At 59.3% G+C, this 21,667-nt stretch carries 21 protein-coding genes; 7 read left to right on the top strand and 14 right to left on the bottom strand.

All coding sequences use genetic code 11. The features are described from left to right. Window positions 1–10: 10 nt before the first annotated feature. Genes pcaF through paaA form a run of 10 tightly spaced genes read right to left on the bottom strand, consistent with a single transcriptional unit; the run spans window position 11 to window position 8,175 of the window. Window positions 11–1,216: a 3-oxoadipyl-CoA thiolase gene (pcaF, locus tag ACOTZC_RS03990; protein ID WP_126303235.1), complete on the bottom strand. Its 1,206-nt coding sequence runs from the start codon at window positions 1,214–1,216 to the stop codon at window positions 11–13. Next, complete coding sequence (paaI, locus tag ACOTZC_RS03985) at window positions 1,209–1,637, bottom strand: hydroxyphenylacetyl-CoA thioesterase PaaI (RefSeq protein WP_047174261.1); 429 nt, start codon at window positions 1,635–1,637, stop codon at window positions 1,209–1,211. The genes pcaF and paaI overlap by 8 nt, the downstream gene beginning before the upstream one ends. Then, on the bottom strand, window positions 1,627–3,051 hold the full coding sequence (gene paaH, locus ACOTZC_RS03980) for a 3-hydroxyacyl-CoA dehydrogenase PaaH (RefSeq protein WP_126303234.1): 1,425 nt from the start codon (window positions 3,049–3,051) through the stop codon (window positions 1,627–1,629). Before paaH ends, paaI begins: the two co-directional genes overlap by 11 nt. A gap of 1 nt (window position 3,052) precedes the next feature. Further along, the gene (gene paaG / locus ACOTZC_RS03975) at window positions 3,053–3,841 is read right to left on the bottom strand and encodes a 2-(1,2-epoxy-1,2-dihydrophenyl)acetyl-CoA isomerase PaaG (protein ID WP_421635676.1); all 789 of its coding nucleotides are present in this window, start codon (window positions 3,839–3,841) and stop codon (window positions 3,053–3,055) included. Beyond that, window positions 3,841–4,608, bottom strand: a complete 768-nt coding sequence (gene paaF / locus ACOTZC_RS03970; protein ID WP_047174259.1) for a 2,3-dehydroadipyl-CoA hydratase PaaF — start codon at window positions 4,606–4,608, stop codon at window positions 3,841–3,843. Before paaF ends, paaG begins: the two co-directional genes overlap by 1 nt. Then, complete coding sequence (gene paaE / locus ACOTZC_RS03965; protein WP_047174258.1) at window positions 4,605–5,675, bottom strand: 1,2-phenylacetyl-CoA epoxidase subunit PaaE; 1,071 nt, start codon at window positions 5,673–5,675, stop codon at window positions 4,605–4,607. Before paaE ends, paaF begins: the two co-directional genes overlap by 4 nt. Window positions 5,676–5,682: 7 nt before the next feature. Further along, window positions 5,683–6,180, bottom strand: coding sequence for a 1,2-phenylacetyl-CoA epoxidase subunit PaaD (gene paaD, locus ACOTZC_RS03960; RefSeq protein ID WP_045398988.1), 498 nt, complete (start codon window positions 6,178–6,180; stop codon window positions 5,683–5,685). Window positions 6,181–6,191: 11 nt separating this feature from the next. After that, window positions 6,192–6,938, bottom strand: coding sequence for a 1,2-phenylacetyl-CoA epoxidase subunit PaaC (gene paaC / locus ACOTZC_RS03955; RefSeq protein WP_045398985.1), 747 nt, complete (start codon window positions 6,936–6,938; stop codon window positions 6,192–6,194). A gap of 8 nt (window positions 6,939–6,946) precedes the next feature. Beyond that, a complete protein-coding gene (gene paaB / locus ACOTZC_RS03950; protein WP_003857353.1) occupies window positions 6,947–7,234 on the bottom strand; it encodes a 1,2-phenylacetyl-CoA epoxidase subunit PaaB in 288 nt (95 codons plus the stop codon). Between the two features lie 11 nt (window positions 7,235–7,245). Next, window positions 7,246–8,175: a 1,2-phenylacetyl-CoA epoxidase subunit PaaA gene (gene paaA / locus ACOTZC_RS03945; protein ID WP_241238558.1), complete on the bottom strand. Its 930-nt coding sequence runs from the start codon at window positions 8,173–8,175 to the stop codon at window positions 7,246–7,248. A 285-nt stretch (window positions 8,176–8,460) separates the two neighbouring features. On the opposite strand from paaA, the gene paaZ reads away from it, so the two are divergent. The 6 genes from paaZ to ACOTZC_RS03915 all read left to right on the top strand — a co-directional run bounded on the left by paaZ (window position 8,461) and on the right by ACOTZC_RS03915 (window position 15,638). Beyond that, the gene (gene paaZ, locus ACOTZC_RS03940; RefSeq protein ID WP_047174254.1) at window positions 8,461–10,506 is read left to right on the top strand and encodes a phenylacetic acid degradation bifunctional protein PaaZ; all 2,046 of its coding nucleotides are present in this window, start codon (window positions 8,461–8,463) and stop codon (window positions 10,504–10,506) included. Between the two features lie 204 nt (window positions 10,507–10,710). Beyond that, entirely contained in the window at window positions 10,711–11,193 is a 483-nt protein-coding gene (locus ACOTZC_RS03935; protein WP_045398973.1) for an Hcp family type VI secretion system effector, read from the top strand. Window positions 11,194–11,303: 110 nt separating this feature from the next. Then, window positions 11,304–11,600: a polymorphic toxin type 44 domain-containing protein gene (locus tag ACOTZC_RS03930; RefSeq protein WP_223604042.1), complete on the top strand. Its 297-nt coding sequence runs from the start codon at window positions 11,304–11,306 to the stop codon at window positions 11,598–11,600. Beyond that, a complete protein-coding gene (locus ACOTZC_RS03925) occupies window positions 11,578–11,973 on the top strand; it encodes a hypothetical protein (RefSeq protein ID WP_045398970.1) in 396 nt (131 codons plus the stop codon). The genes ACOTZC_RS03930 and ACOTZC_RS03925 overlap by 23 nt, the downstream gene beginning before the upstream one ends. 161 nt (window positions 11,974–12,134) lie before the next feature. After that, on the top strand, window positions 12,135–14,411 hold the full coding sequence (gene tynA, locus ACOTZC_RS03920; RefSeq protein WP_045398968.1) for a primary-amine oxidase: 2,277 nt from the start codon (window positions 12,135–12,137) through the stop codon (window positions 14,409–14,411). 120 nt (window positions 14,412–14,531) lie between these two features. Next, a complete protein-coding gene (locus tag ACOTZC_RS03915; protein ID WP_045620220.1) occupies window positions 14,532–15,638 on the top strand; it encodes a GGDEF domain-containing protein in 1,107 nt (368 codons plus the stop codon). 138 nt (window positions 15,639–15,776) lie between these two features. Here ACOTZC_RS03915 and ACOTZC_RS03910 read toward each other — a convergent pair whose 3' ends face one another. After that, window positions 15,777–17,276: an aldehyde dehydrogenase family protein gene (locus tag ACOTZC_RS03910; protein WP_126303233.1), complete on the bottom strand. Its 1,500-nt coding sequence runs from the start codon at window positions 17,274–17,276 to the stop codon at window positions 15,777–15,779. 241 nt (window positions 17,277–17,517) lie between these two features. Between ACOTZC_RS03910 and feaR the strand changes: the two genes are divergently transcribed. Beyond that, complete coding sequence (feaR, locus tag ACOTZC_RS03905) at window positions 17,518–18,426, top strand: transcriptional regulator FeaR (RefSeq protein ID WP_033145415.1); 909 nt, start codon at window positions 17,518–17,520, stop codon at window positions 18,424–18,426. On the opposite strand, the gene ACOTZC_RS03900 is transcribed toward feaR, so the two are convergent. Genes ACOTZC_RS03900 through ACOTZC_RS03890 form a run of 3 tightly spaced genes read right to left on the bottom strand, consistent with a single transcriptional unit; the run spans window position 18,427 to window position 21,579 of the window. Next, window positions 18,427–18,744: a YdbL family protein gene (locus ACOTZC_RS03900; protein ID WP_045401153.1), complete on the bottom strand. Its 318-nt coding sequence runs from the start codon at window positions 18,742–18,744 to the stop codon at window positions 18,427–18,429. 7 nt (window positions 18,745–18,751) lie between these two features. After that, window positions 18,752–18,943: a YnbE family lipoprotein gene (locus tag ACOTZC_RS03895; RefSeq protein ID WP_014169918.1), complete on the bottom strand. Its 192-nt coding sequence runs from the start codon at window positions 18,941–18,943 to the stop codon at window positions 18,752–18,754. Continuing rightward, on the bottom strand, window positions 18,940–21,579 hold the full coding sequence (locus ACOTZC_RS03890) for a YdbH family protein (protein WP_126303232.1): 2,640 nt from the start codon (window positions 21,577–21,579) through the stop codon (window positions 18,940–18,942). The genes ACOTZC_RS03895 and ACOTZC_RS03890 overlap by 4 nt, the downstream gene beginning before the upstream one ends. Window positions 21,580–21,667 lie beyond the last annotated feature (88 nt).

Here is a 21,667-nt window from a genome sequence, read left to right as displayed (position 1 = left end):
GTTTTTATGCTCAAACACGCTCAAGGATCATGGCAATGCCCTGACCCACACCGATGCACATCGTACACAGCGCGTAGCGCCCGCCGCGTCGGTGCAGTTCATTGCTCGCGGCCAGCGCCAGTCTGGCACCGCTCATGCCCAGCGGGTGGCCCAGCGCAATCGCGCCACCGTTCGGGTTGACGTGCGCGGCATCATCCGGCAGGCCCAGCTGACGCAGCACGCCCAGCGCCTGCGAGGCGAAAGCTTCGTTAAGCTCGATCACGTCCATATCGTTAATGCTGAGTCCGGCGCGCTCCAGCACCTTGCGAGTGGCCGGGACCGGACCGAGCCCCATCAGACGAGGCTCCACGCCCGCCGTCGCCATCGCCACGATCCGCGTGCGCGGGACTAGCCCCTGCGCCAGCGCCATCTTCTCGCTGGCGACGATCAGCGCCGCCGCGCCGTCGTTGACGCCGGAGGCATTTCCCGCCGTGACCACCCCGTTCTTACGGAACGGCGTTTTGAGTCCAGCGAGCTGTTCGAGCGTGGTGTCCGCGCGCGGATGTTCATCCACGCAGAACTCCGTGACCGCCCCTTTTTTGCCCGGCACCGGTACCGGCACAATCTCCTGCGCCAGAATGCCGTTCTGCTGCGCCTGCGCGGTACGCTGCTGGCTGCGCAGCGCGAACGCGTCCTGATCGGCACGGCTGATATTTAACAATTCAGCTACATTCTCTGCCGTTTCCGGCATACTGTCAGTTCCGAATTGCTGATGCATGAGCGGATTCACAAATCGCCAGCCGATGGTGGTATCAAAGATCTCCGCCTGACGCTGAAACGCGGCGGTGGCTTTGCCCATCACAAACGGCGCGCGCGACATCGACTCCACGCCGCCCGCGATCAGCAGCTCGCCATCGCCTGCCTTAATGGCGCGCGCCGCAAAACCAATCGCGTCAAGACCCGATCCGCACAGGCGGTTAATGGTGGTTCCGGACACCGTCTGCTGCAGCCCGGCCAGCAGGGACGACATGCGCGCTACGTTGCGGTTATCTTCCCCCGCCTGGTTGGCGCAGCCGAAAATCACGTCGTCGATCCGCTCGAGGTCGAGCTGGGGATAGCGGGCCAGCAGCGCGCGCAGCGGCACGGCACCGAGATCGTCGGTTCGGACTGCGGCAAGCGCGCCGCCGTAGCGCCCCACCGGGGTTCGAACGCCATCACAAATAAATGCGTCACGCATCTGCCTCTCCTGTCACGCTGCCGCCGATGCGGTGAGATTTCCCGCGAAAAAGGGCGACGGTTTTCTGTTGTTGGTTCTGGATTTCAATGTCGTACACGCCGGTCAGTTTGCCCTGGTGCATCACCCGCGCGGTGGCGGTGAGCGTGTCCCCGGCAAAGCCCGGACGCAGAAAATCAATCGAGCAGCCTGAGGCTACCGCCGCCAGCCCCTGGCTGTTGCAGGCATAGGCAAAGGCGGTGTCTGCCAGCGAAAAAAGCTGTCCGCCGTGGCAGGTTTGGTGGCCGTTAAGCATCTGCGGGGTGATGATCATGGTCACCACCGCGTAGCCTTCATCCATGTCGACAATGTCCATCCCCATCGCCTGCGCGCAGGCGTCCCGTTCGTACATCGCGCGGGCGTTATGCCAGGCGTTATGACTCATAGCTACTCTCCAGAAGCGCGCGCTGGCGCAGCAGTGAACAGGGGCGATAGCGCTCTTCGCCGTAATGACGCTGCAGGTTCTCCAGCAGCGTCAGCAGGCGCTGCCAGCCCAGACGCTCGCCCCAGGCGATCGGCCCGCTCGGGTAGTTCACGCCCAGGCGCATGGCGGTATCGATGTCCTTTTCGCTGGCGACCCCTTTTTGCAGGGCATCCAGCGCTTCGTTGGCAATCATCGCCAGCGTGCGCCAGACCAGCAGGCCGGGATAATCGGCGATTTGCACCACCCGGTTACCCTGCTGCTGCAGGTAGCGGATGGCCTTTTGCGTCGCGGTGTGCGGGTTGCTGGCGGCCGACGCAATCACCGCCACGTCGCGCTCAATGCGGTCCACCACCACCACCGGGCCGTTGAGCCGCAGCGCCAGCGCCTGAGCGGTTTCGCCCTGCGTTTCGATCAGGTACACATCATCAATTTCTGTGACACCGTCACGTCTTCTTTCCACGCGCATCGGGCTGTAGCTGTCTTTCACGGCCGGCACCCACTGCACGGCGGGTTTGTCACCCTGCCAGTCGTAGACGCCCTTCCCGCTCTTTTTGCCCAGCCTTCCCGCCAGCACCAGCTCCTGCTGGACCAGCGAAGGCAGAAAACGACGCTCCTGCCAGAAGGCGTTAAATACCGAGCAGGTCACCGCGAAATTCACGTCCTGACCAATCATATCGGTCAGCTCCAGCGGCCCCATCGGGAAACCGCCGCCGTCGCGCAGGGCGGCATCAATCACCTCCGGCGGGGCGACCTGCTCTTCCAGCGCGCGCCAGGCCTCGGAATAAAACGGACGGGCGACGCGGTTGACGATGAATCCCGGCGTTGACTGGCAGCGAACGGGCTGTTTACCCCAGTTCAGCGCCAGCTCGCACAGCGCGTCGGCTACTTCCGGAGAGGTCGCCAGCCCGCTGACCACCTCCACCAGCTTCATCACTGGTGCCGGGTTAAAGAAGTGCAGCCCTGCGACCCGCTCCGGGTGGTGGACGTCCGCCGCAATCGCCGTGACGGAGATGGAAGAGGTATTGCTGGTCAGCACCGTCTGCGGCGGGCAGATCTCAGCCAGCTGAGCAAACAGCGCCTTTTTCACCTCCAGACGCTCGGAGGCCGCTTCTATGACCAGATCGGCCGCGGCGAGCGCCTCGATATCCGTGACCGGAAGCAGCCGGGCGAGGATCTGGCTCCCGGCATCGGCGGAGAGTTTTCCGCGCGTCACCCGGGAGGCCAGACGCTGGCGGATCCCGTCGATGGCCCGCGATATCGCGTCGCTGGAGATGTCGTAGATCAGCACCTGATGCCCATGGCTGGCGGCGACTTCGGCAATCCCTGCGCCCATCGTGCCGCTGCCGATCACGGCGACAGTACGTATGTTCAGCATCTTATTTCCCCGTAAAGTTCGGCGCGCGCTTCGCCAGGAAGGCGCTGACGCCCTCGCGGTAATCGTCGCTTCGCCCGGCCAGGCGCTGATAGTCGCGTTCCAGATCGAGCTGGGCGTCCAGGGTGTTGGTTTCCGCTGCATTGATTGCCTGCTTGATCAGCCCCAGCCCGAAGGTCGGTTGAGACGCAAAGTGCAGCGCCATCTGCTGCGCGGTAGTGGAGAGCTGTTCGTCATCCACCACCTGCCAGATCATCCCCCAGGCCTGCGCCTGTTCGGCGCTGAGCTTGTCGCCGAGCAGCGACAGCCCCATGGCGCGGGCGCGTCCGGCCACGCGCGGCAGCAGCCAGGTGCCGCCGCAGTCCGGCACCAGGCCGAGCTTGCTGAAGGCCATCACGAAGCTGGCGGAACGCGCGGCAATGACCATGTCGCACCCCAGCGCCAGCGTGGCCCCCGCGCCTGCCGCCACGCCGTTAACGGCACAAATGACCGGTTTCGGCAGCTTTGCCAGGCGGCGCACCAGCGGGTTATAGAAGGTTTCAACGGACATCCCCAGATCCGGCGCCGGGCCGTTGGGGTCGACGTTGCGGTCGTTCAGATCCTGACCGGCGCAAAAGCCGCGTCCCGCTCCGGTGATCAGCAGGCAGCGAACGGTGTCATCACGCTCGGCCTGTTTCAGGCACTCGGCAAGCTGCTGGTGCATCACGTCGTTAAAGCTGTTCAGACGCTCCGGACGGTTCAGCGTAATGGTCATTACGCCCTGCTCAACATGACTGAGAATACATTCCACAATTAGCGTCCTTTAAAGTCGGGGGTGCGTTTTTGTAAGAAGGCGTCGATGCCTTCCCGGCGGTCTTCGGTGGCAGAAAGCAGCGTAAACAGCTGGCGCTCCTGGGCCAGACCGGCCTGGAGCGGCACCTCCTGAGACTGGCGCAGCGCCTGTTTCGCCGCCTGCAGCGCCAGCGGAGAGTGGCGCGCCATCAGCGCCGCCTGCTTCAGGGCATACTCTAGCGTCAGCGCTGGCGGGAAGACGTCGCTCACCAGCCCGGCGCTCAGCGCCTGCTGCGCGGAGATACTCTCTCCGGTCAGCACCATTTTGCTGGCGAGCGATTTACCGACGCTGCGGATAAGACGCTGGGTGCCGCCCGCGCCGGGCATAATGCCAAGCGTAATTTCCGGCAGGCCGAAACGGGCGTTATCGCCAGCAACGATCGCGTCGCACAGCAGCGCCAGCTCGCAGCCTGCGCCCAGCGCGAAGCCGTTCACGGCGGCAATCAGCGGTTTAGGAAAAGCGTTAATCCGCGCCCACAGCTGCGGGCGAATATCGTTCAGCGTGGCGGGCAGGTCTTTCTCAGCCATTTCGTTGAGATCGGCCCCGGCGGCAAAGCAGCGCTCGCTGCCGTAAATCACGCAGACGGAAATCTCGATGTCAGAAGCCGCGGCCTCCAGCTGTTCCGCAAGCTGCGTCAACAGCGCATTGTTGAGGGCGTTGCGCGCCGCCGGACGGTTTAGCGTCAGCTGCAGCACGCGGCCATGACGGGTAACAGTCAGTTCGCTCATGCCATCCCCTTCGCGTCGAAGTCGACAATCACGTCGGCGGTTAACGGCAGCGACTGGCAGCTCAGCACGTATCCGGCGGCCAGCTCGTCCGGCTCCAGGCTGTAGTTGGTCGCCATATCCACCTTCCCGCGCAGCACTTTGCATTTACAGGTGGCGCACACCCCGCCCTTGCAGGCATACGGAAGATCCGCCCCCTGACGCAGGGCGGCATCCAGGATGCTTTCGTCGTCCGCCGTCAGGGTGATTTCACGATCGCGCCCGTCCTGGCGCAAGGTCACTTTCTGTCCTTCCGCCTGGACGTGCACCGCGCGTTTAGCGGTGGTCCCCGGGGTGTTAAAGCGCTCAAGGTGAATGGATTTGTCCGGCATCCCCAGCGCCTTCAGCGTCGCTTCGGCGTCGTCCATCATCGCCGACGGGCCGCAGATAAACGCCTCGTCGTACTGGCGGAAGTTAATCAGGGTTTTCGCCAGCGCCTGCAGCTTTTCCCCGTCGATGCGGCCAAAGAGCAGATCGCTGTCCAGCCGCTCCTGGCTGAAGATGGAGACCAGCTGCAGCCGCTGCGTATACTTGTCCTTCAGGTCCGCCAGCGCCTGGCGGAACATCATGCTCTGGCTGCTGCGGTTGCCGTAGATCAGGGTGAACTGGCTGTTGGGTTCGGTCGCCAGCGTCGCGGAGATAATCGCCAGCATGGGAGTGATCCCGGAGCCTGCCGCAATCGCCAGATAGTGGCCTTCACGTTCAGCCCGCGGCTGGTAGCCAAACTGCCCCTGAGGAACCATCACCTCCAGGGCCATGCCCGCTTTGATCTCATCCCGCGCATAGCGGGAAAAGCGCCCGCCGTCGATGGCTTTGACCGCCACGCTGATTTCACCCGGGGCGGTACCCCGGCAGATGGAGTAGCAGCGGCGCAGCTCGTCCCCGTCAAGCTTCGTTTTTAACGTCAGGTGCTGGCCGGGACGGAAGCGGTAGGCCTCCTGCAGCGCCTGCGGCACCGCAAAGGTAATGGTCACCGCGTCGCGGGTTTCGGGTTCCACTTTTGCCACTGTTAATGAATGAAACGTTGTCATGGCAGCCTCAAATACATTTGAAATAGTCGAAGGGCTCGCGGCAGGTGTTGCAGCGGTAGAGCGCTTTGCAGGCCGTCGAGCCAAATTCACTGATAAGCGAGGTATCGGTGCTGGCGCAGCGCGGGCAGCTCACCTCCACAGGCGCGTGCGCGTGGCAGCTATGCCCCACGGGCGGGCTGATGCCGTACGCCCGCAGGCGCTCGCGCGCGTCGGTGGTCATCCAGTCGGTTGTCCAGGCGGGTTCAAGCTGGAGCACAATGTGCACCGGGGTGAAGCCGTTCGCGGTCATCGCGTCGCGGATCGCCCCCAGCAGGTGTTCCGTTGCCGGACAGCCCGAGTAGGTTGGCGTGAAGCCAATGACCCAGCCTTCCCCCTGCGCCTTCACGCTGCGCACCATGCCTAAATCGGTGATGGTTAATACCGGCACTTCCGGATCGGGGATCTGGCTTAGCAGCGACCAGATCTGCGGGATTTGCGCGGGCGCGATGTCGACGAGGCGTTGCATAGCGTTCTCCTTTACCACTGCTGACCGGGATACGCGCGCTGGAGATACTGCATTTCCGCCAGCATCGGGCCCAGATGTTCGGTATGCAGCCCCCTCTTGCCCCCGGTGCGGTACGCCACCTCTGCGGGAACCTGCAGGCAGGCTTCATTCAGACCGGCAAACACTTCGCTTTCCCACGGCTGGCGCAGGACGCGCGGGTCAACCGCCACGCCGGAGTCAATCAGCGCCAGCTCGACGTCATCGGCTTCGAACAGCTCCGCCGTAAAACGCCACAGATTGTCGATAGCCTGCTGCATTTTTTGCGCGGACGTTTCGGTCCCGTCGCCCAGACGCACCAGCCAGCCGCGGCAGAAGCGCAGGTGGTAGCGCGCCTCTTTAACCGCTTTGGCGGCGATGGCCGCAAGCTGACCGTCGCTGCTTTGGGTCAGCCGTTCGTACAGCGCCACGTTCCAGGCATCCATCAGATACTGGCGGGCAATGGTGTCGGCGAAGCTGCCGTTCGGCTGCTCCACCAGCAGGACGTTGCGGAACTGGCGCTCGTCGCGGCCAAACGCCAGCGTGTCTTCATCGCCCTGGCCTTCCCGCTCCGCGGCATAGGTCAGGAAATTGCGCGCCTGCCCCAGCAGGTCGAGGCCGATATTGGCGAGCGCGAGGTCAATTTCCAGCTCCGGCGCGTGGCCGCACCAGGCGCCGAGGCGCTGGGAAAGCACCAGACCGTTGTCGCCCAGACGCAGGGCATAGGCAGTCACTGAATTCATTCTTTGCCTCACATATGCTCGATGCCGTCGGGGATGGTGTAGAACGTCGGGTGGCGGTAAACCTTGCTTTCCGCCGGGTCGAAGAACTCACCGCTCTCTTCCGGCTGGGAGGCGACAATCTCGCTCGCCTTTACCACCCAGATAGAACACCCTTCGCTGCGGCGGGTGTAGGCATCACGCGCATTTTCCAGCGCCATGCGATCGTCGGCGGCATGCAGACTGCCCACGTGACGGTGGGATAACCCTTGTTTGCTGCGTACGAACACTTCGTACAGCGGCCAGTAGACGTTGCTCATCGTGATTCCTCTTAAGCCACTTTGCGGGCGTGTTGTTTTTCCGCGTGCGCCAGTGCGGCTTCCCGCACCCACGCCCCCTCTTCCCAGGCTTTACGTTTTGCGGCCAGGCGTTCGTGGTTGCAGATGCCGCGCCCGTTAATGACCTCGTTAAACTCCTGCCAGTCAATCTCGCCGAAGCGATAATGACCGCTCTCTTCATCAAATCGCAGGTCGGGATCCGGCACCGTCATGCCCAGCATCTCCACCTGCGGCACCGTGTTGTCGACAAAGCGCTGGCGAAGCTCGTCATTGCCGAAGCGTTTGATTTTCCAGGCCAGGCTGCGGGCGCTGTTCGGCGAGTTGTCGTCGTTCGGCCCGAACATCATCAGCGCCGGCCACCAGAAGCGGTTGATGGCGTCCTGCAGCATCTGACGTTGGGCCTCGCTGCCCTGCGCCAGCGCCATGCAGGCCTCAAAGCCCTGGCGCTGGTGGAAGCTCTCTTCTTTACAGATTTTCACCATCGCGCGGGCATACGGACCGTAGGAGGTGCGGCACAGCGCCACCTGGTTGACGATGGCCGCGCCATCTACCAGCCAGCCGATCACGCCGATATCGGCCCAGCTCAGGGTCGGATAGTTGAAGATGGAGGAGTATTTCATCCTGCCGTCGAGCATCTTCTGGTAGATGTCTTCCCGCGCGCAGCCCAGCGTTTCCGCCGCGCTGTAGAGGTAGAGCCCGTGTCCGGCTTCGTCCTGCACCTTCGCCAGCAGGATCGCTTTTCGGCGCAGCGTCGGCGCGCGGGCGATCCAGTTCCCCTCCGGCAGCATGCCGACAATTTCGGAGTGCGCATGCTGACCAATCTGACGGATCAACGTCTTACGGTAGGCGTCAGGCATCCAGTCCTGAGGCTCAATCGCCGTCTCCTGCGCTATGCGCTGCTCAAACCGTTGTTCTTGCGTCACGTCGTCACCTTTATGATTCGTTAGTTTGCAAATTAAAGCGTAATGTTGAATCACTTTGTTTTTTAAAAGTTACACAAAGGTTAAATATAACCCCAAGAATTGTTTCCTGGTTTTGTGATGCTGCTCTCAAGGCTTTTGTCTCAGGCCTTTCAGAAAGCGCCTTCAAGCGGTGAGATTCATCCGGCCAGATCACAACGTTAACAATTCATTAAAAACTCAGCTTGATTTTTATGATTCATGATCAAACTATTAATGAGTAAATTACGTAACACTTGGAGATAAGCGATGCAGCAGTTAGCCAGCTTCGTGTCCGGTACCTGGCAGTCTGGCCGGGGCCGCGAACGCACTATTCATCACGCCATCAGTGGCGAAGCCCTGTGGAGCGTGACCAGCGAAGGGCTGGACATGGCGGCCGCCCGTCGTTATGCGATTGAGCGCGGCGGTGAAGCGCTTCACGAGATGACCTTTATCGAACGTGCGGCCATGCTGAAGGCGGTGGCAAAGCACCTGCTTAGCGAGAAAGAGACGTTTTATGCCCTGTCAGCCCAGACGGGCGCGACGAAGGCGGACAGCTGGGTGGATATTGAAGGCGGCATCGGCACCCTCTTCACTTACGCCAGCCTGGGCAGCCGCGAGCTGCCGGATGACACGCTGTGGCCGGAAGATGAGTTAATCCCGCTGTCGAAAGAAGGCGGCTTTGCGGCGCGCCACGTCCTCACCTCCAAATCCGGCGTGGCGGTGCACATCAACGCCTTTAACTTCCCCTGCTGGGGCATGCTGGAAAAGCTGGCGCCGACCTGGCTTGCCGGCATGCCCGCCATTATCAAACCCGCTACCGCGACCGCGCAGGTGACGCAGGCGATGGTGAAATCCATCGTGGACAGCGGGCTTGTACCGGACGGCGCCATCAGCCTGATCTGCGGCGGCGCGGGGGATCTGCTCGACCAGCTCGACAGCCAGGACGTCGTGACCTTTACCGGCTCCGCCAGCACCGGGCAAAGCCTGCGCGTGCACCCGAATATTGTGGCGAATGCCATTCCGTTCACCATGGAGGCCGACTCCCTGAACTGCTGCGTGCTGGGGGAAGACGTCACGCCGGAACAGCCGGAGTTTGCGCTGTTCGTCCGGGAAGTGGTCCGCGAGATGACCGCCAAAGCCGGGCAAAAATGTACGGCCATTCGCCGCATTATCGTCCCGCAGAGCCAGATTGACGCCGTGACCAAGGCGCTGATTTCACGCCTGGAAAAAGTGGTGGTGGGCGACCCGGCGCAGGAAGGGGTGAAGATGGGGGCGCTGGTCAACGCCGAACAGCGCGCGGACGTGCAGGAAAAAGTGGATCAGCTGATCGCCGCTGGCTGCCAGATCCGTCTGGGTGGCAAAGCGGATCTGCAGGCCCCGGGGGCGTTCTTCCCACCGACCCTGCTGTTCTGCCCGCAGCCGGACGAAACCCCGGCGGTGCACTCAACCGAAGCCTTCGGCCCGGTTGCGACGCTGATGCCGTATCGCAACGCACGCCACGCGATGCAGCTTGCCCGCGCGGGCGGCGGCAGCCTGGCGGGTACGCTGGTCACCGCCGATTCGGCGATTGCCCGCCAGTTTATTGCCGGCGCGGCGCGCGCCCACGGGCGCATTCAGATCCTTAACGAGGAATCATCAAAAGAGTCTACCGGCCACGGCTCCCCGCTGCCTCAGCTGGTGCACGGCGGCCCGGGCCGCGCGGGCGGCGGCGAAGAGCTGGGCGGCCTGCGCGCGGTGAAGCACTACCTGCAGCGCACCGCGATTCAGGGCAGCCCGACGATGCTGGCCGCCATTGGCAAACAGTGGGTGCGTGGCGCAGCGGTGCAGGAAGATCGCGTGCATCCGTTCCGCAAATACTTCGAGGAGCTACAGCCGGGCGATAGCCTCCTGACGCCGCGCCGCACCCTCACGGAAGCGGACATTGTGAACTTTGCCTGCCTGAGCGGGGACCACTTCTACGCCCATATGGACAAGATCGGCGCGGCAGAGTCGATCTTCGGCGAGCGCGTGGTGCACGGCTACTTCCTGATCTCAGCCGCCGCGGGGCTGTTTGTTGATGCGGGCGTCGGGCCGGTTATTGCAAACTACGGCATGGAGAACCTGCGCTTTATCGAGCCGGTTAAGCCTGGCGATACCATTCAGGTACGTCTGACCTGCAAACGTAAAACGCTGAAGAAACAGCGTACCGCCGAGGAAAAACCGACCGGCGTGGTGGAATGGGCGGTTGAGATCTTCAATCAGCACCAGCAGGCCGTGGCGCTCTACTCCATCCTGACGCTGGTGGCGCGCCAGCAGGGTGATATTTTATCTTGAGCCTTAACTCTTAATCCGCAGATGTGTTGCGTTAAGAGAAAATATAAACTGGATGGCATTGGGAGACCAAACCATCCATCCAGCCAGCCTGGTCTGGATAAGTTACAACCAGAAACAGTAATCGAATTGACCATATTATTATCAAGGCTATTATTTTCTGACGTGAATATTTTCAAGTGCAATTACATGGAAGGTTAATTGAATATGGCAATACCCGTATATCTTTTCTTAACGGACGACGGCGGCGCAAAAATCACAGGCTCAGTGGATATTCGTGACCGCGAGGGAAGCATTGAAGTCACCGGCTTTACCCATAACCTCCGCCTGCCAACGGATCCTTTGACCGGTAAAATCACCAGCAAACGCAACCATGCGCCAATCGTTTTTCAAAAGGAAATTGATTCATCTTCTCCTTATCTGATGAAAGCCGTTGCTACTGGGCAAACCCTCAAAACAGCGGAATTCAGGTGGTATCGCATAAATGACGCTGGTCAAGAGGTAGAATATTACAATATGCATCTCGATAATGTTCGCGTCGTTTCCGTTACGCCATTGATGCATGACACTAAAGACCCGACGAAAGAAAAACACAATCATCTTGAAGTCGTTGAACTACGGTACGACAAAATAACCTGGACATATTGCGACGGTAATTTGCGATTCGCCGATAGCTGGGCAGAGCGTTAACTATGCGTGTGCCTTCATATTCTACTCCATACGATATTGCTTCATTTTCGCCCCCGGGCGTTGACGTTGTCAGCCATATGGTCATCGCTCGATTTCATGGCGGTCCCTCAATGATGACGTACATCTGGTTTTATCAAATGGTGAGAAATCATGGCCCATGGGACTATAAGCAAGGCCGTTCGCAATATGCTAACTTTGGAAATTTTCATTACGGTGCGGTTGGCGCGGCGGCGGGCATTCCTGATGGAGTGCTGCTACGCGGTGCAGGTACTGCGCAGATCCTTGCTGGCACAAGCGATCCGGTAGAATTTGCTAAATATCATGGTGCCAGTGCTTATGGAGATGACCCTGTTGATCAATTATGGATTAGGGCAGGAATAGATTATGCACGACGTTCGGGATTTTAACTGGCGAATCGTAGTGGCGGTTGTCATTTTTCTGGGGTTTATCTTATACCCTTTCCGCGATCTGTTTACCGTGTATGAAAAATTTCAGGAAAAAATTATCGTTAATGATCGTTTAGCTCTCTACATAACCCAGGTTGAAGCGAGTTCTTTATCCAGAGATACGTTTCACTTTTATCTCTATGATGCGAAAAAAAGCACTGAAGATTTTATGTCTCACGTATCAGATATCAAACCTGTCATGGTTACCAACGATGCTAAAGCCACAGCAACGGTAACAAACGGAGATATTTATCTCCGCGTTCGCGGAAATATTTACTCTTTCACTACAGTTGGGTTCGACGTGCGTATTTATCTGGATAGATCACCATACTGATCCCATGAAGCCTCTATCTCGGGGATGTGACGTATCCCCGCTCTTTTTTTAACCTGGCAAGACTGGCAAATAACCTGGCAGATGCAGGCAAACGCTTTTCTCATAGGCCTGTCAGGATAAGGCTGTCACAACACAATAAACACAACAAGATGAGGTCTACGATGGGAAGCAATTCTTCTTTTTCTGCCCGTAGAACGGCGCTGGCCATGGCCGTTGCGCTGTGTTGCGCCTGGCAATCCCCTGTTTTCGCCCACGGCAGTGAGGCGCATATGATCCCGATGGACAAAACGCTGCAGGACTTTGGCGCGGACGTTCAGTGGGATGATTACGCACAGATGTTCACCATTGCGAAAGACGGTGCCTTTGTGAAGGTCAAACCGGGCGCTAAAACCGCCATCGTCAACGGTAAAACCCTCAGACTCGAGGTGCCGGTGGTGATGAAAGGCAAGAAAGCCTTTATTTCCGATACCTTCATCAACGATGTGTTCCAGTCCGGCCTTGACCAGACCTTCCAGGTAGAAAAACGCCCTCACCCGTTAAACGCGCTAACGGCGGACGAAATTAAGCAGGCCGTTGAGATTGTGAAAGCCTCGGCGGACTTTAAACCGAATACCCGCTTTACCCAGATCGCCCTGGCAGAGCCCGAGAAAGCCAAAGTGTGGGACTTTGTGCTTAACGGTACGGCAGTGGATGCCCCTCGCCAGGCGAAGATCGTCATGCTCGATGGCAAGCACGTTATCGAAAGCGTGGTGGACCTGAAGGATAAAAAAATCCTGCGCCGGGAGCCGGTAAAAGACGCGCACGGCATGGTGCTGCTGGATGATTTCACCGCGGTTCAGCAGATCATCAACGAAAGCACCGAGTTCGCCGAGGTGCTTAAAAAACACGGCATCACCGACCCGAAAAAAGTGATTACTACGCCGCTGACCGTCGGCTATTTCGACGGTAAAGACGGCCTGAAGCAGGAAGATCGCCTGCTGAAGGTGGTGAGCTATCTGGACGTGGGCGACGGCAACTACTGGGCGCACCCGATTGAGAACCTGGTGGCCGTGGTCGATCTTGAACAGAAAAAGATCCAGAAGATTGAAGAAGGCGCCGTTGTTCCGGTTCCCATGACCCCGCGTCCCTATGATGGCCGCGACCGCGTTGAGACGCCGAAAAAACCGCTCAACATCACTGAGCCGGAAGGTAAGAACTACACCATCACCGGGGATATGGTGCACTGGCAGAACTGGGATTTTCACCTTAGCCTGGACTCCCGCGTCGGTCCGATGATTTCAACCGTCACCTATAACGACAACGGCAAAAAGCGCCAGGTGATGTATCAGGGGTCGCTCGGCGGCATGATCGTCCCTTACGGCGATCCGGACGTGGGCTGGTACTTTAAAGCCTATCTCGACTCCGGCGACTACGGTATGGGCACCCTGACCTCACCGCTGGTGCGCGGTAAAGACGTACCGTCCAACGCCGTGATGCTCAATGAAACCATCCCGGATTACACCGGCGCGCCGATGGAGATCCCGCGCGCGATCGCCATTTTCGAACGCTACGCCGGGCCGGAATACAAACATCAGGAGATGGGTCAGCCAAACGTCAGCACCGAGCGCCGCGAGCTGGTGGTGCGCTGGGTGAGTACCGTGGGCAACTACGATTACATCTTTGACTGGGTGTTCCATGAAAATGGCACTATCGGCATTGACGCCGGCGCAACGGGTATCGAGGCGGTGAAAGGCGTTCAGGCGAAAACCATGCACGACGCCACAGCCAAAGACGACACCAAATACGGCACGCTGATCGACCATAACATCGTGGGCACCACGCACCAGCATATCTACAACTTCCGTCTTGATATGGACGTGGACGGCATCAACAACAAGCTGGTGGCGATGGATCCGGAAGTGAAGCCGAATACCGCCGGGGGCCCGCGCACCAGCACCATGCAGATCAATCAGTACGATATTAATACCGAGCAGCAGGCGGCGCAGAAGTTCGACCCGGGCACCATTCGGCTGCTGAGCAACACCAGTAAAGAGAACCGCATGGGCAACCCGGTCTCGTACCAGATTATCCCTTACGCGGGCGGTACGCACCCGGTGGCGACCGGCGCGAAATTTGCCCCGGACGAGTGGATTTACCATCGCCTGAGCTTTATGGACAAACAGCTGTGGGTGACTCGTTACCACCCGGATGAGCTCTACCCTGAAGGAAAATTCCCGAACCGCTCCGTACACGACACGGGCCTGGGGCAGTACAGCAAGGATAACGAGTCGCTTAACGATCAGGATGACGTGGTCTGGATGACCACCGGCACCACCCATGTCGCCCGCGCGGAGGAGTGGCCGATAATGCCGACGGAATGGGTGCATACCCTGCTTAAGCCGTGGAACTTCTTCGACGAGACGCCAACGCTCGGGAAGAAGAAAGACGAACAGAAATAAATAACGTACCGGGCGCAATGCCCGGTTTTTTTTGCCTCTGGATTTGAGGATCGTCCTGGCTTGCTTATAGTTACTGATATCTCACCTGCATGATTTATCCCCCGGTCGGGAAAGGGCTTTATGGAAAAAAGAAAAAAACCGACACTTGAACGGGCAACCTGGCCAACGCACCATGCTATGGTTATGCACGGGCTGGCGATGAACCTGCCGTGGCTGGCCTTCGTGAATATCAGCTTCGCGGTGATGATTCTGCTGCGACACATTTTGCTTAATACCAGCGATCCCCTTTATCCCCACTCGCCGCAGCTGGCGAGAATGGTCGATGCCTCCATGCTCGGCATTATCATTCTCTCTGCTGCGCTGATCCTCATGGCCTGGCGACGCATCGCCGGCATTAGCGTGGTACTGTTTATCTGCAGCGCCATCTGGTCGGTCTCCTGCTTTTGGTTTATCACCCAGCTGCTGCTCCCGCACGTCTGGCCGCTGTGCGTCATTTTATTACTCGCTGGCTTAACGGCGCTCTATTTTTATCCTGAAGGGCTACTCGCCTTTGTGCTCCCGCTCTGGATCACCTTGCCGGTAGCAAGCTGGATACGGAACGATGGCCTCAACCTTCACTTTTTTGTTATCTGGAGCGTCTTTACGCTGATCCTGATCTGCGGGCGTTTCATCCTGCTGAGCTGGTTTGACGAGGCCTGGCGACGTAACCAGCAAAATCAGCTGCTGATCTCCAGGCTGGATGCGCTGGCGCATCAGGATCCGTTAACCAAAACCGCCAATCGCCGGAAAATGGAAGTGGTGCTGGAGAACGCGGTTGAGCAGAAAAAAACCTTCTCGGTGATCATGCTGGATATCGACTATTTCAAACGCTACAACGACACCTACGGGCACCAGGCGGGTGACGACTGCCTGACGCGCGTGGCGCGGGTGCTTAAGCAGTCGGTGCGCACGCCTGATGATGTGGTGTCACGCTACGGCGGCGAGGAGTTTGTAGTGATCCTGTTTAACTGTCCGGAAAACATCGCAGAAAAGGTGGCCTTACGTATTCAGGACGGCCTGCGCACAGAAGCTATACCGCACAGCGCGTCAACCGTTAGCGATCGTGTCACCGTGAGCATGGGAATTGCAAGCATGGCGGAAGGGTTAGCGGGCACCGAGATCATCGCCCGCGCCGATGCGGCGCTGTACCGGGCGAAAGAGGCCGGTCGGGATCGGTGGTCGCTTTAATTAAAGCCGGGTGGCGGCTACGCCTTACACGGCCTGCAAAATTCGCCCGGTGCGGCTGGATGCCCTCACCCTGACCCTCTCCCATGGGAGAGGGAACAAACACTAAAAAGGCAACCTCCAGGTTGCCTTTTGCTTTTACTAGTAGCGCACGCAAACCGATTTGGTTTCACACCAGCCGTCCAGCCAGTCCGGACCGAAGTCGCGTCCGGTGCCGGACTGCTTCATGCCGCCGAACGGCAGGTTGGCGTCAATCAGCGTATGGCTGTTTACCCAGACGGTGCCCGCCTGCAGCCGGTCGGTGTACTCCAGCGCCTTGCTGATATTCTGCGTCCAGACGCTGGCAGTCAGGCCATATTCGGTGTCGTTTGCCAGCTGGAGCGCCTCTTCCCCGTCGGCGACGCGTACCAGGTTGACCACCGGGCCAAACACCTCTTCACGGGTCAGGCGCAGTGAGGCATCCGGGTTCACCACCAGCGTAGGCGAAACGTAATAGCCTTTGCCTTCCGGCCCCCGGTTACCGACGATCAGCTCCGCGCTGCGCGACTTCGCTTCGTCAAGGAAGGTCTGCACCTTGTCGCAGTGCGCGCGCGATACCAGCGGGTTGATAAACGCCTCCGGCGACATACCCGGCCCGACGCTCAGGGATTTCACCGCCTGCTCAAACCCGCTGACCAGCGTGTCAAACAGCGGCGCTTCAATATAGATGCGCGAGCTCGCCGCGCACACCTGCCCCTGGTTCAGGAAGCTGCCGGTCATCAGGCCTTCGATTACCCACGCCGGGTCCGCGTCTTTTAGTACAATGGCCGGGTTTTTCCCGCCCAGTTCCAGAGTCACCCCGGTTAGCGTATCCGCCGCCGCGCGGGCGATTTGCTTACCCGTCGCCGTTGAGCCGGTAAAGCTCACCTTTGCAATATGCGGATGCGAGGTCAGCGCTGCGCCGCACACCGCGCCGCTCCCGGTCACCACGTTGAACACCCCGTCCGGAATACCCGCTTCGCTTGCCAGCTCCGCCACGCGCAGCATGGTCAGCGGCGTGGTCTCTGACGGCTTGATGACAATAGAGCAGCCGGCGGCCAGCGCAGGCATCACTTTCCACATCCCGATCATCAGCGGGAAGTTCCAGGGCACAATCCCGGCCACCACGCCAACCGGCTCTTTACGCGTCCACGCCTGATAGCGGGCGCCCTGCGGCAGCGGAATGGAAAGGTCGAGGGTTTTACCCGTAATTTTGGTGGTCAGCCCGGCGGTATAGCGCATCCAGTTCAGGGTGCAGCCGACTTCAAACATGCGGGAAATGTTGATGGATTTGCCCTGCTCCAGCGTTTCAAGCTGGGCCAGCTCCTCGCTGTGCTGTTCGACCAGATCGGCGAAATGAAGCAGGATCCGCTCGCGCTCCGCCGGCAGTTTTCCGGCCCAGCTGCGGGCGACAAACGCGCGCCAGCCGGACATAACAGCACGGTCAACGTCGTCGACGCTGGCATCGGCAGTTGAGGCAATGACCTCGCCCGTGGCCGGGTTGAAGACGTTCAGCCGCTTTTCACTGTCCGACGCGGCCTGACGCCCTTCAATCCACAGGCCATGCTGACGGTCTAAAAATTGTTGTACGGCAGGCTGAATGGCCACCTGTGATTCAGACATAGGATACTCCTTCGTTATTCTTCGCAGGGTGTCCATCCAGTCTAAGTGGGGTTTTGCGTTCTCGCTTTTGTCTCTGTGACATTCGCTTTGCCACCTGTGACAGGCTCCGCAAATCGCGATAATTGCCGCTTATATCGCTGTTACCGGTGAGTGTTCTTTCCTATAGTCAGCCTCATAGCTCTGACAAAATGCAACACAAATGCAACAATGCGAAAACGTTGACGGTGCAGTGAGAGAAACGATGGCGTGTGCAAGCGAGCAGGAACAGTATCAGCAGTGGCTGGCGCAAATTAACCAGGTTTGCGGGCGTTTTAACGCGCAGCCCACCGGGGGGAAATTCTTCGGCGAGCTGGAGACCAGCTATGCGCGCAGCCTGAAGCTCAGCACCGTGACCGCAGGCGGCGTTAACCTGTTCCGCTCCCGTCAGGAGATCGCTCAGAGTAATGATGCCTGGTTCTATACCGTGTTCCAGCTCGAAGGCAGCGCGGAAATTGAGCAGGATGACCGTCGCGCGCTGCTCAGAACCGGTGATATCACGCTGATTGACGCGTCGCGTCCATGCTCGATCAACTGGCGGGAAAAATCCCGCCAGATTTCGCTGCTGGTTCCCCGCCAGATTATTGAGCAGCAGTGTCGTTTTCAGGAGATAAGCTGCGCGACCGCCCTTTCCCGCACCTTGCCCACGGTACAGCTGAGCCATCGCCTGCTGATGGAGAGCATGAGCAATGCCGACCTGAGTGACCGTGAAAGCGAAGCGGCGCTCGAGGCGATGATCTGTCTGCTGCGCCCCGCTTTCCAGCAGCGTGAAATCATTCAGCCGCGCAAGGAGCGCCAGTTCCAGCATGTGGTGGCGCTGATTGACGACCATATTCAGTCTGAATCGCTGCGCCCGGAATGGATTGCCGCCGAGAGCGGCATGTCCGTGCGCAGCCTTTACCGCATGTTTGCCGAGAAGGGGCTGGTGGTAGCGCAGTACATCAAAAACCGTCGTCTGGATCTCTGCGCGCAGGCACTGCAATCTACCGGTGATGATGAAAAGCTGGCGGGTATTGGCTACAGCTGGGGGTTCACCGACCATAGCCATTTTTCTACGGCGTTTAAGCAGCGTTTTGGCGTCTCGCCGGGTGAATACCGCAGGCGCTACCGCTAACTACTTTTTGAGCCATTTTCCGTTAATGCCCTTCACGTATTCGCCCGGCTGCGCGCGGGCAACCAGTTTCTGACCGGCCATTTTAGCCACTTCATCGACCGGCAAATTATTGCTGTCAGCCAGCTTCTGGTAGTTTTCCGCGCGCGCCGCATTGATACGACTGACCAGCGCCAGCGTTTCCGCGTCCTGTTGAATCGGGGCAAGATAGCCGCTGAGGGTTTCCCCCACGCGCCCCTGTGCCCGGGCATCGTTTAAGGTCAGCGCAGCCGCCTGCACGTTCATCCCCAGCGCCAGTAAAATCAGAGCTAATCGTTTCATGGTATCCTCAGAACAGATCGCTGCGCGATTTCAGCAGGGTTTCGACGTCTTTATCGACCTTAATATGGATTTCATGTTCGATTTTGACATTCATATTGATGGTAATCGGCTCTTTTGGCGCAGCGACTTCAATGCGCGGCGTACAGCCGGTCAGTAGCGCGGCAACGGCAACGGTGAGCACACCAGCCATCTTTTTCATTGTTGTTCCTCACTTTCCTTGCCAGTCAAACTGCGGGGAGCAGGTATCGCCGCATGTTGCTCAAACCAGGTTTGCAGATTGTCCCCAAAGCGCAGGCTGCGCCAGAGGGTAAAGACATTCTCATCATGGGTATAGTTCAGGTTGACGGAGCTGCTTTTGCCATCCACCCGGCTGGTCCCCTTGAGGGTCGCCTGCATGGTTAATTCACCCAGATTATCTAAATTGATTCTCGTCCACGAACGCGAAATTTCCATATAGCGGAGCCAGTTAATCGCCGCGCCCGCCACCATATTATCTTTCACGATGGCGTCTGCCGTATCTTTGTCGATGCGCAGCGTCATTGGCCCCGGGTTGGTCAGCCAGCCATCTTTAATGATCCATTTTTCATTGTCCAGCCAGAACGGCAGCGCCCCGCTCACCGGCCCTGACATGGTAAACTGTTTCGGATTAACGGCGCTGATCAGCTCGCTGGAGGAGATATTGTCCACGCGCAGCAGGGCCGGATCGTGCTGAGGCATCCGCAGCTGCTGCATGGTGATCTTCCCGCCGAGGGTTTCCACCTTCACGTTGGTGAGAAGCAGCGGATTGTCCTCCGTCCAGGGATAGTCCCCCTGTAGATCGGCGGTAATGTTGCGCGCGGTCACCAGGTTTTCCACTTCGCCAATGCGCAAGGTGACCGGACCGCGCGTGCCGAGAGACCAGGTTCCCTCGCTGAATCGGAACGGCAGCACAAAATCGACGCCGTTAATCTGGTTATCCGGCATCCAGGCGCTGCCGGATTTCAGCACGCCGTGCCCGCCCGCCTCAAAGCCCTGATCGGCCGCCGCCGAGAAGGCGACCTGCGCGTAAAGCTCCCCGTCGCGCAGCGTCATTTTCCAGTCCGGCGGGATCAGCGGCTGGAAGACGGTGAGCGACTGTTTCGGCCACCAGGCCTGCCCGCGAAGGCGCACGCCATCCCAGCGTCCGTTCACCTGTACCGGGCCGATTTTGTCCGCATGGAGGTCGCCCTTAAACTGGAAAATGGTCGGGTCGGTACCGTCGACGCTGAAGGTCAGGACCGAGGGCGGCAACGCGCTGCCGCCGGAGAAACGGGTTTGCCCGGCGTTGAGCGACAGCGCGCCGCTGAAGGCCGGTTTTTCGGGGTCACGCAGCCAGCGCACCGGCCGATCCAGCACCAGACGCGGCTTGCTGACCTCCATCGTGCCGTACTGGAGCTTGTCAAAACCGGTGGAGAGCGCCGTCAGCTCAATAAGATTGTCGCGCCACTCGCCTTTCCCGGCGACATCCCAGCGGGCATGCATCGGCGTAAAGCCGCCTTTTCCCCAGTAGCGCCACTGCCACAGACCGTTATCAGGTAAAAAGTCGTTGGCCTGGCCGTCCAGGTGGAGTTCAAAATCACCCATCTGGTTTTCATGAGCGCGCAGAATCGCCTGTAATCGACCGTCCACGCCCTTCTGCGTCAGCTTCACGCCCGCCAGCGGCCAGCGGATTTCATCGATATCGAGTGAGTCAATGATGCGCCCGCGCGAGCGGAGCAGCGCGCCCGGCTCAAAGGCCAGCTGCGGTTCATACAGGCTGCCGGTCAGCGTTGCGGGCAATTTGGCGTAAAGAATAAGATCGTTTTGCTTCGCCTCGCCGCTCAGATGCAGGGGCATGTCGCTGTTTTCCATGCTGAGCCTGCCGGGCCCAATGTTCAGTACCGCGTTGCCTTTCCCCGCATCACCCTGAGTAAGCACATTCAGCCGTCCGGTCAGGGTGGTTTTATCGAGCCCCTGCTGCCAGTTGTCGGCGCGAAGAGACACCCGGCCGCTCAGCGGCATCCCCGAGAGATCCCAATTCCAGCGCCCGTCGCTGATGTTCAGCTGCTCCGCCGTGACCTGCCACGGCAGGTCGAGCAGCGGATCGGGATTGTCCCGCGCCATCACCACCAGCTGTCCCTGATTGTCTTCCCAGTCCAGATCGGCATCGACCAGAGACGTTAACTGTGGCACGTTAAAGGTCGCGACCGCGTGGCCTTTAACCGGCACGCCATCCGGCACCAGCGGCAGGGTAAACTCGCCCACCAGCTTAATCGGCTGCGGCTGGTCCGGGAGCTGTACATCGAACTGGCTGACCGAGAGCGTCTGACCGCGCAGCGTGCCTTTAATGCTGACCTGCTCGCCTTTATAGGCGATCTCCTGAATGGACGGCGTCAGCGACGCATGCAGCTCGCCCTGCCACTGCTGCCAGGGCGACAGCGTCAGACGGTGAATCGTGATCCAGGTATTCGGTAATACCGCCTGCCACTGCGCCAGCGTTTTGGGGGCGACCGTTGAGGGTGCAGACTGGGGAATTTTGCTCAGACAGACGGAATTGAGATCCATCGCGCCGACATCCAGCTTCCAGCGGCTCGGATGTGACAGCGTAACGTTATCGATGCGGGCAATTTCGCAATCTTCAACCAGATAGCGAAGATCGGGGATCACCAGCGCGTGACGGGTAAGTTTCGGACGCTCTTCGAAAGCGATGCGCGTCCCGACGGGCAGCCAGATCCCGGCGAGCGTCGGTACCCACTGAGCGAGCGTCATCAGCAGCGTCAGCGGCAACAGTATGAACAGCAGTAAAAGCGCAAGAGCGGCTTTGTATTTACCCTTCATGGGCAGTTAATATCCTGATTTAGCGAAAGATTTAAGCCGGCAGAGCCGATCATTGTCGCATGTTTAGGCAGTCAGTTGAAGGGAATGC

Source organism: Enterobacter cloacae complex sp. SHL009 (assembly GCF_049237205.1).
Taxonomy (GTDB): Bacteria; Pseudomonadota; Gammaproteobacteria; order Enterobacterales; family Enterobacteriaceae; genus Enterobacter; species Enterobacter cloacae_M.
The sequence above is the reverse complement of the archived record's forward strand: the minus strand, read 5'-3'. Positions and strand labels throughout refer to the sequence as shown.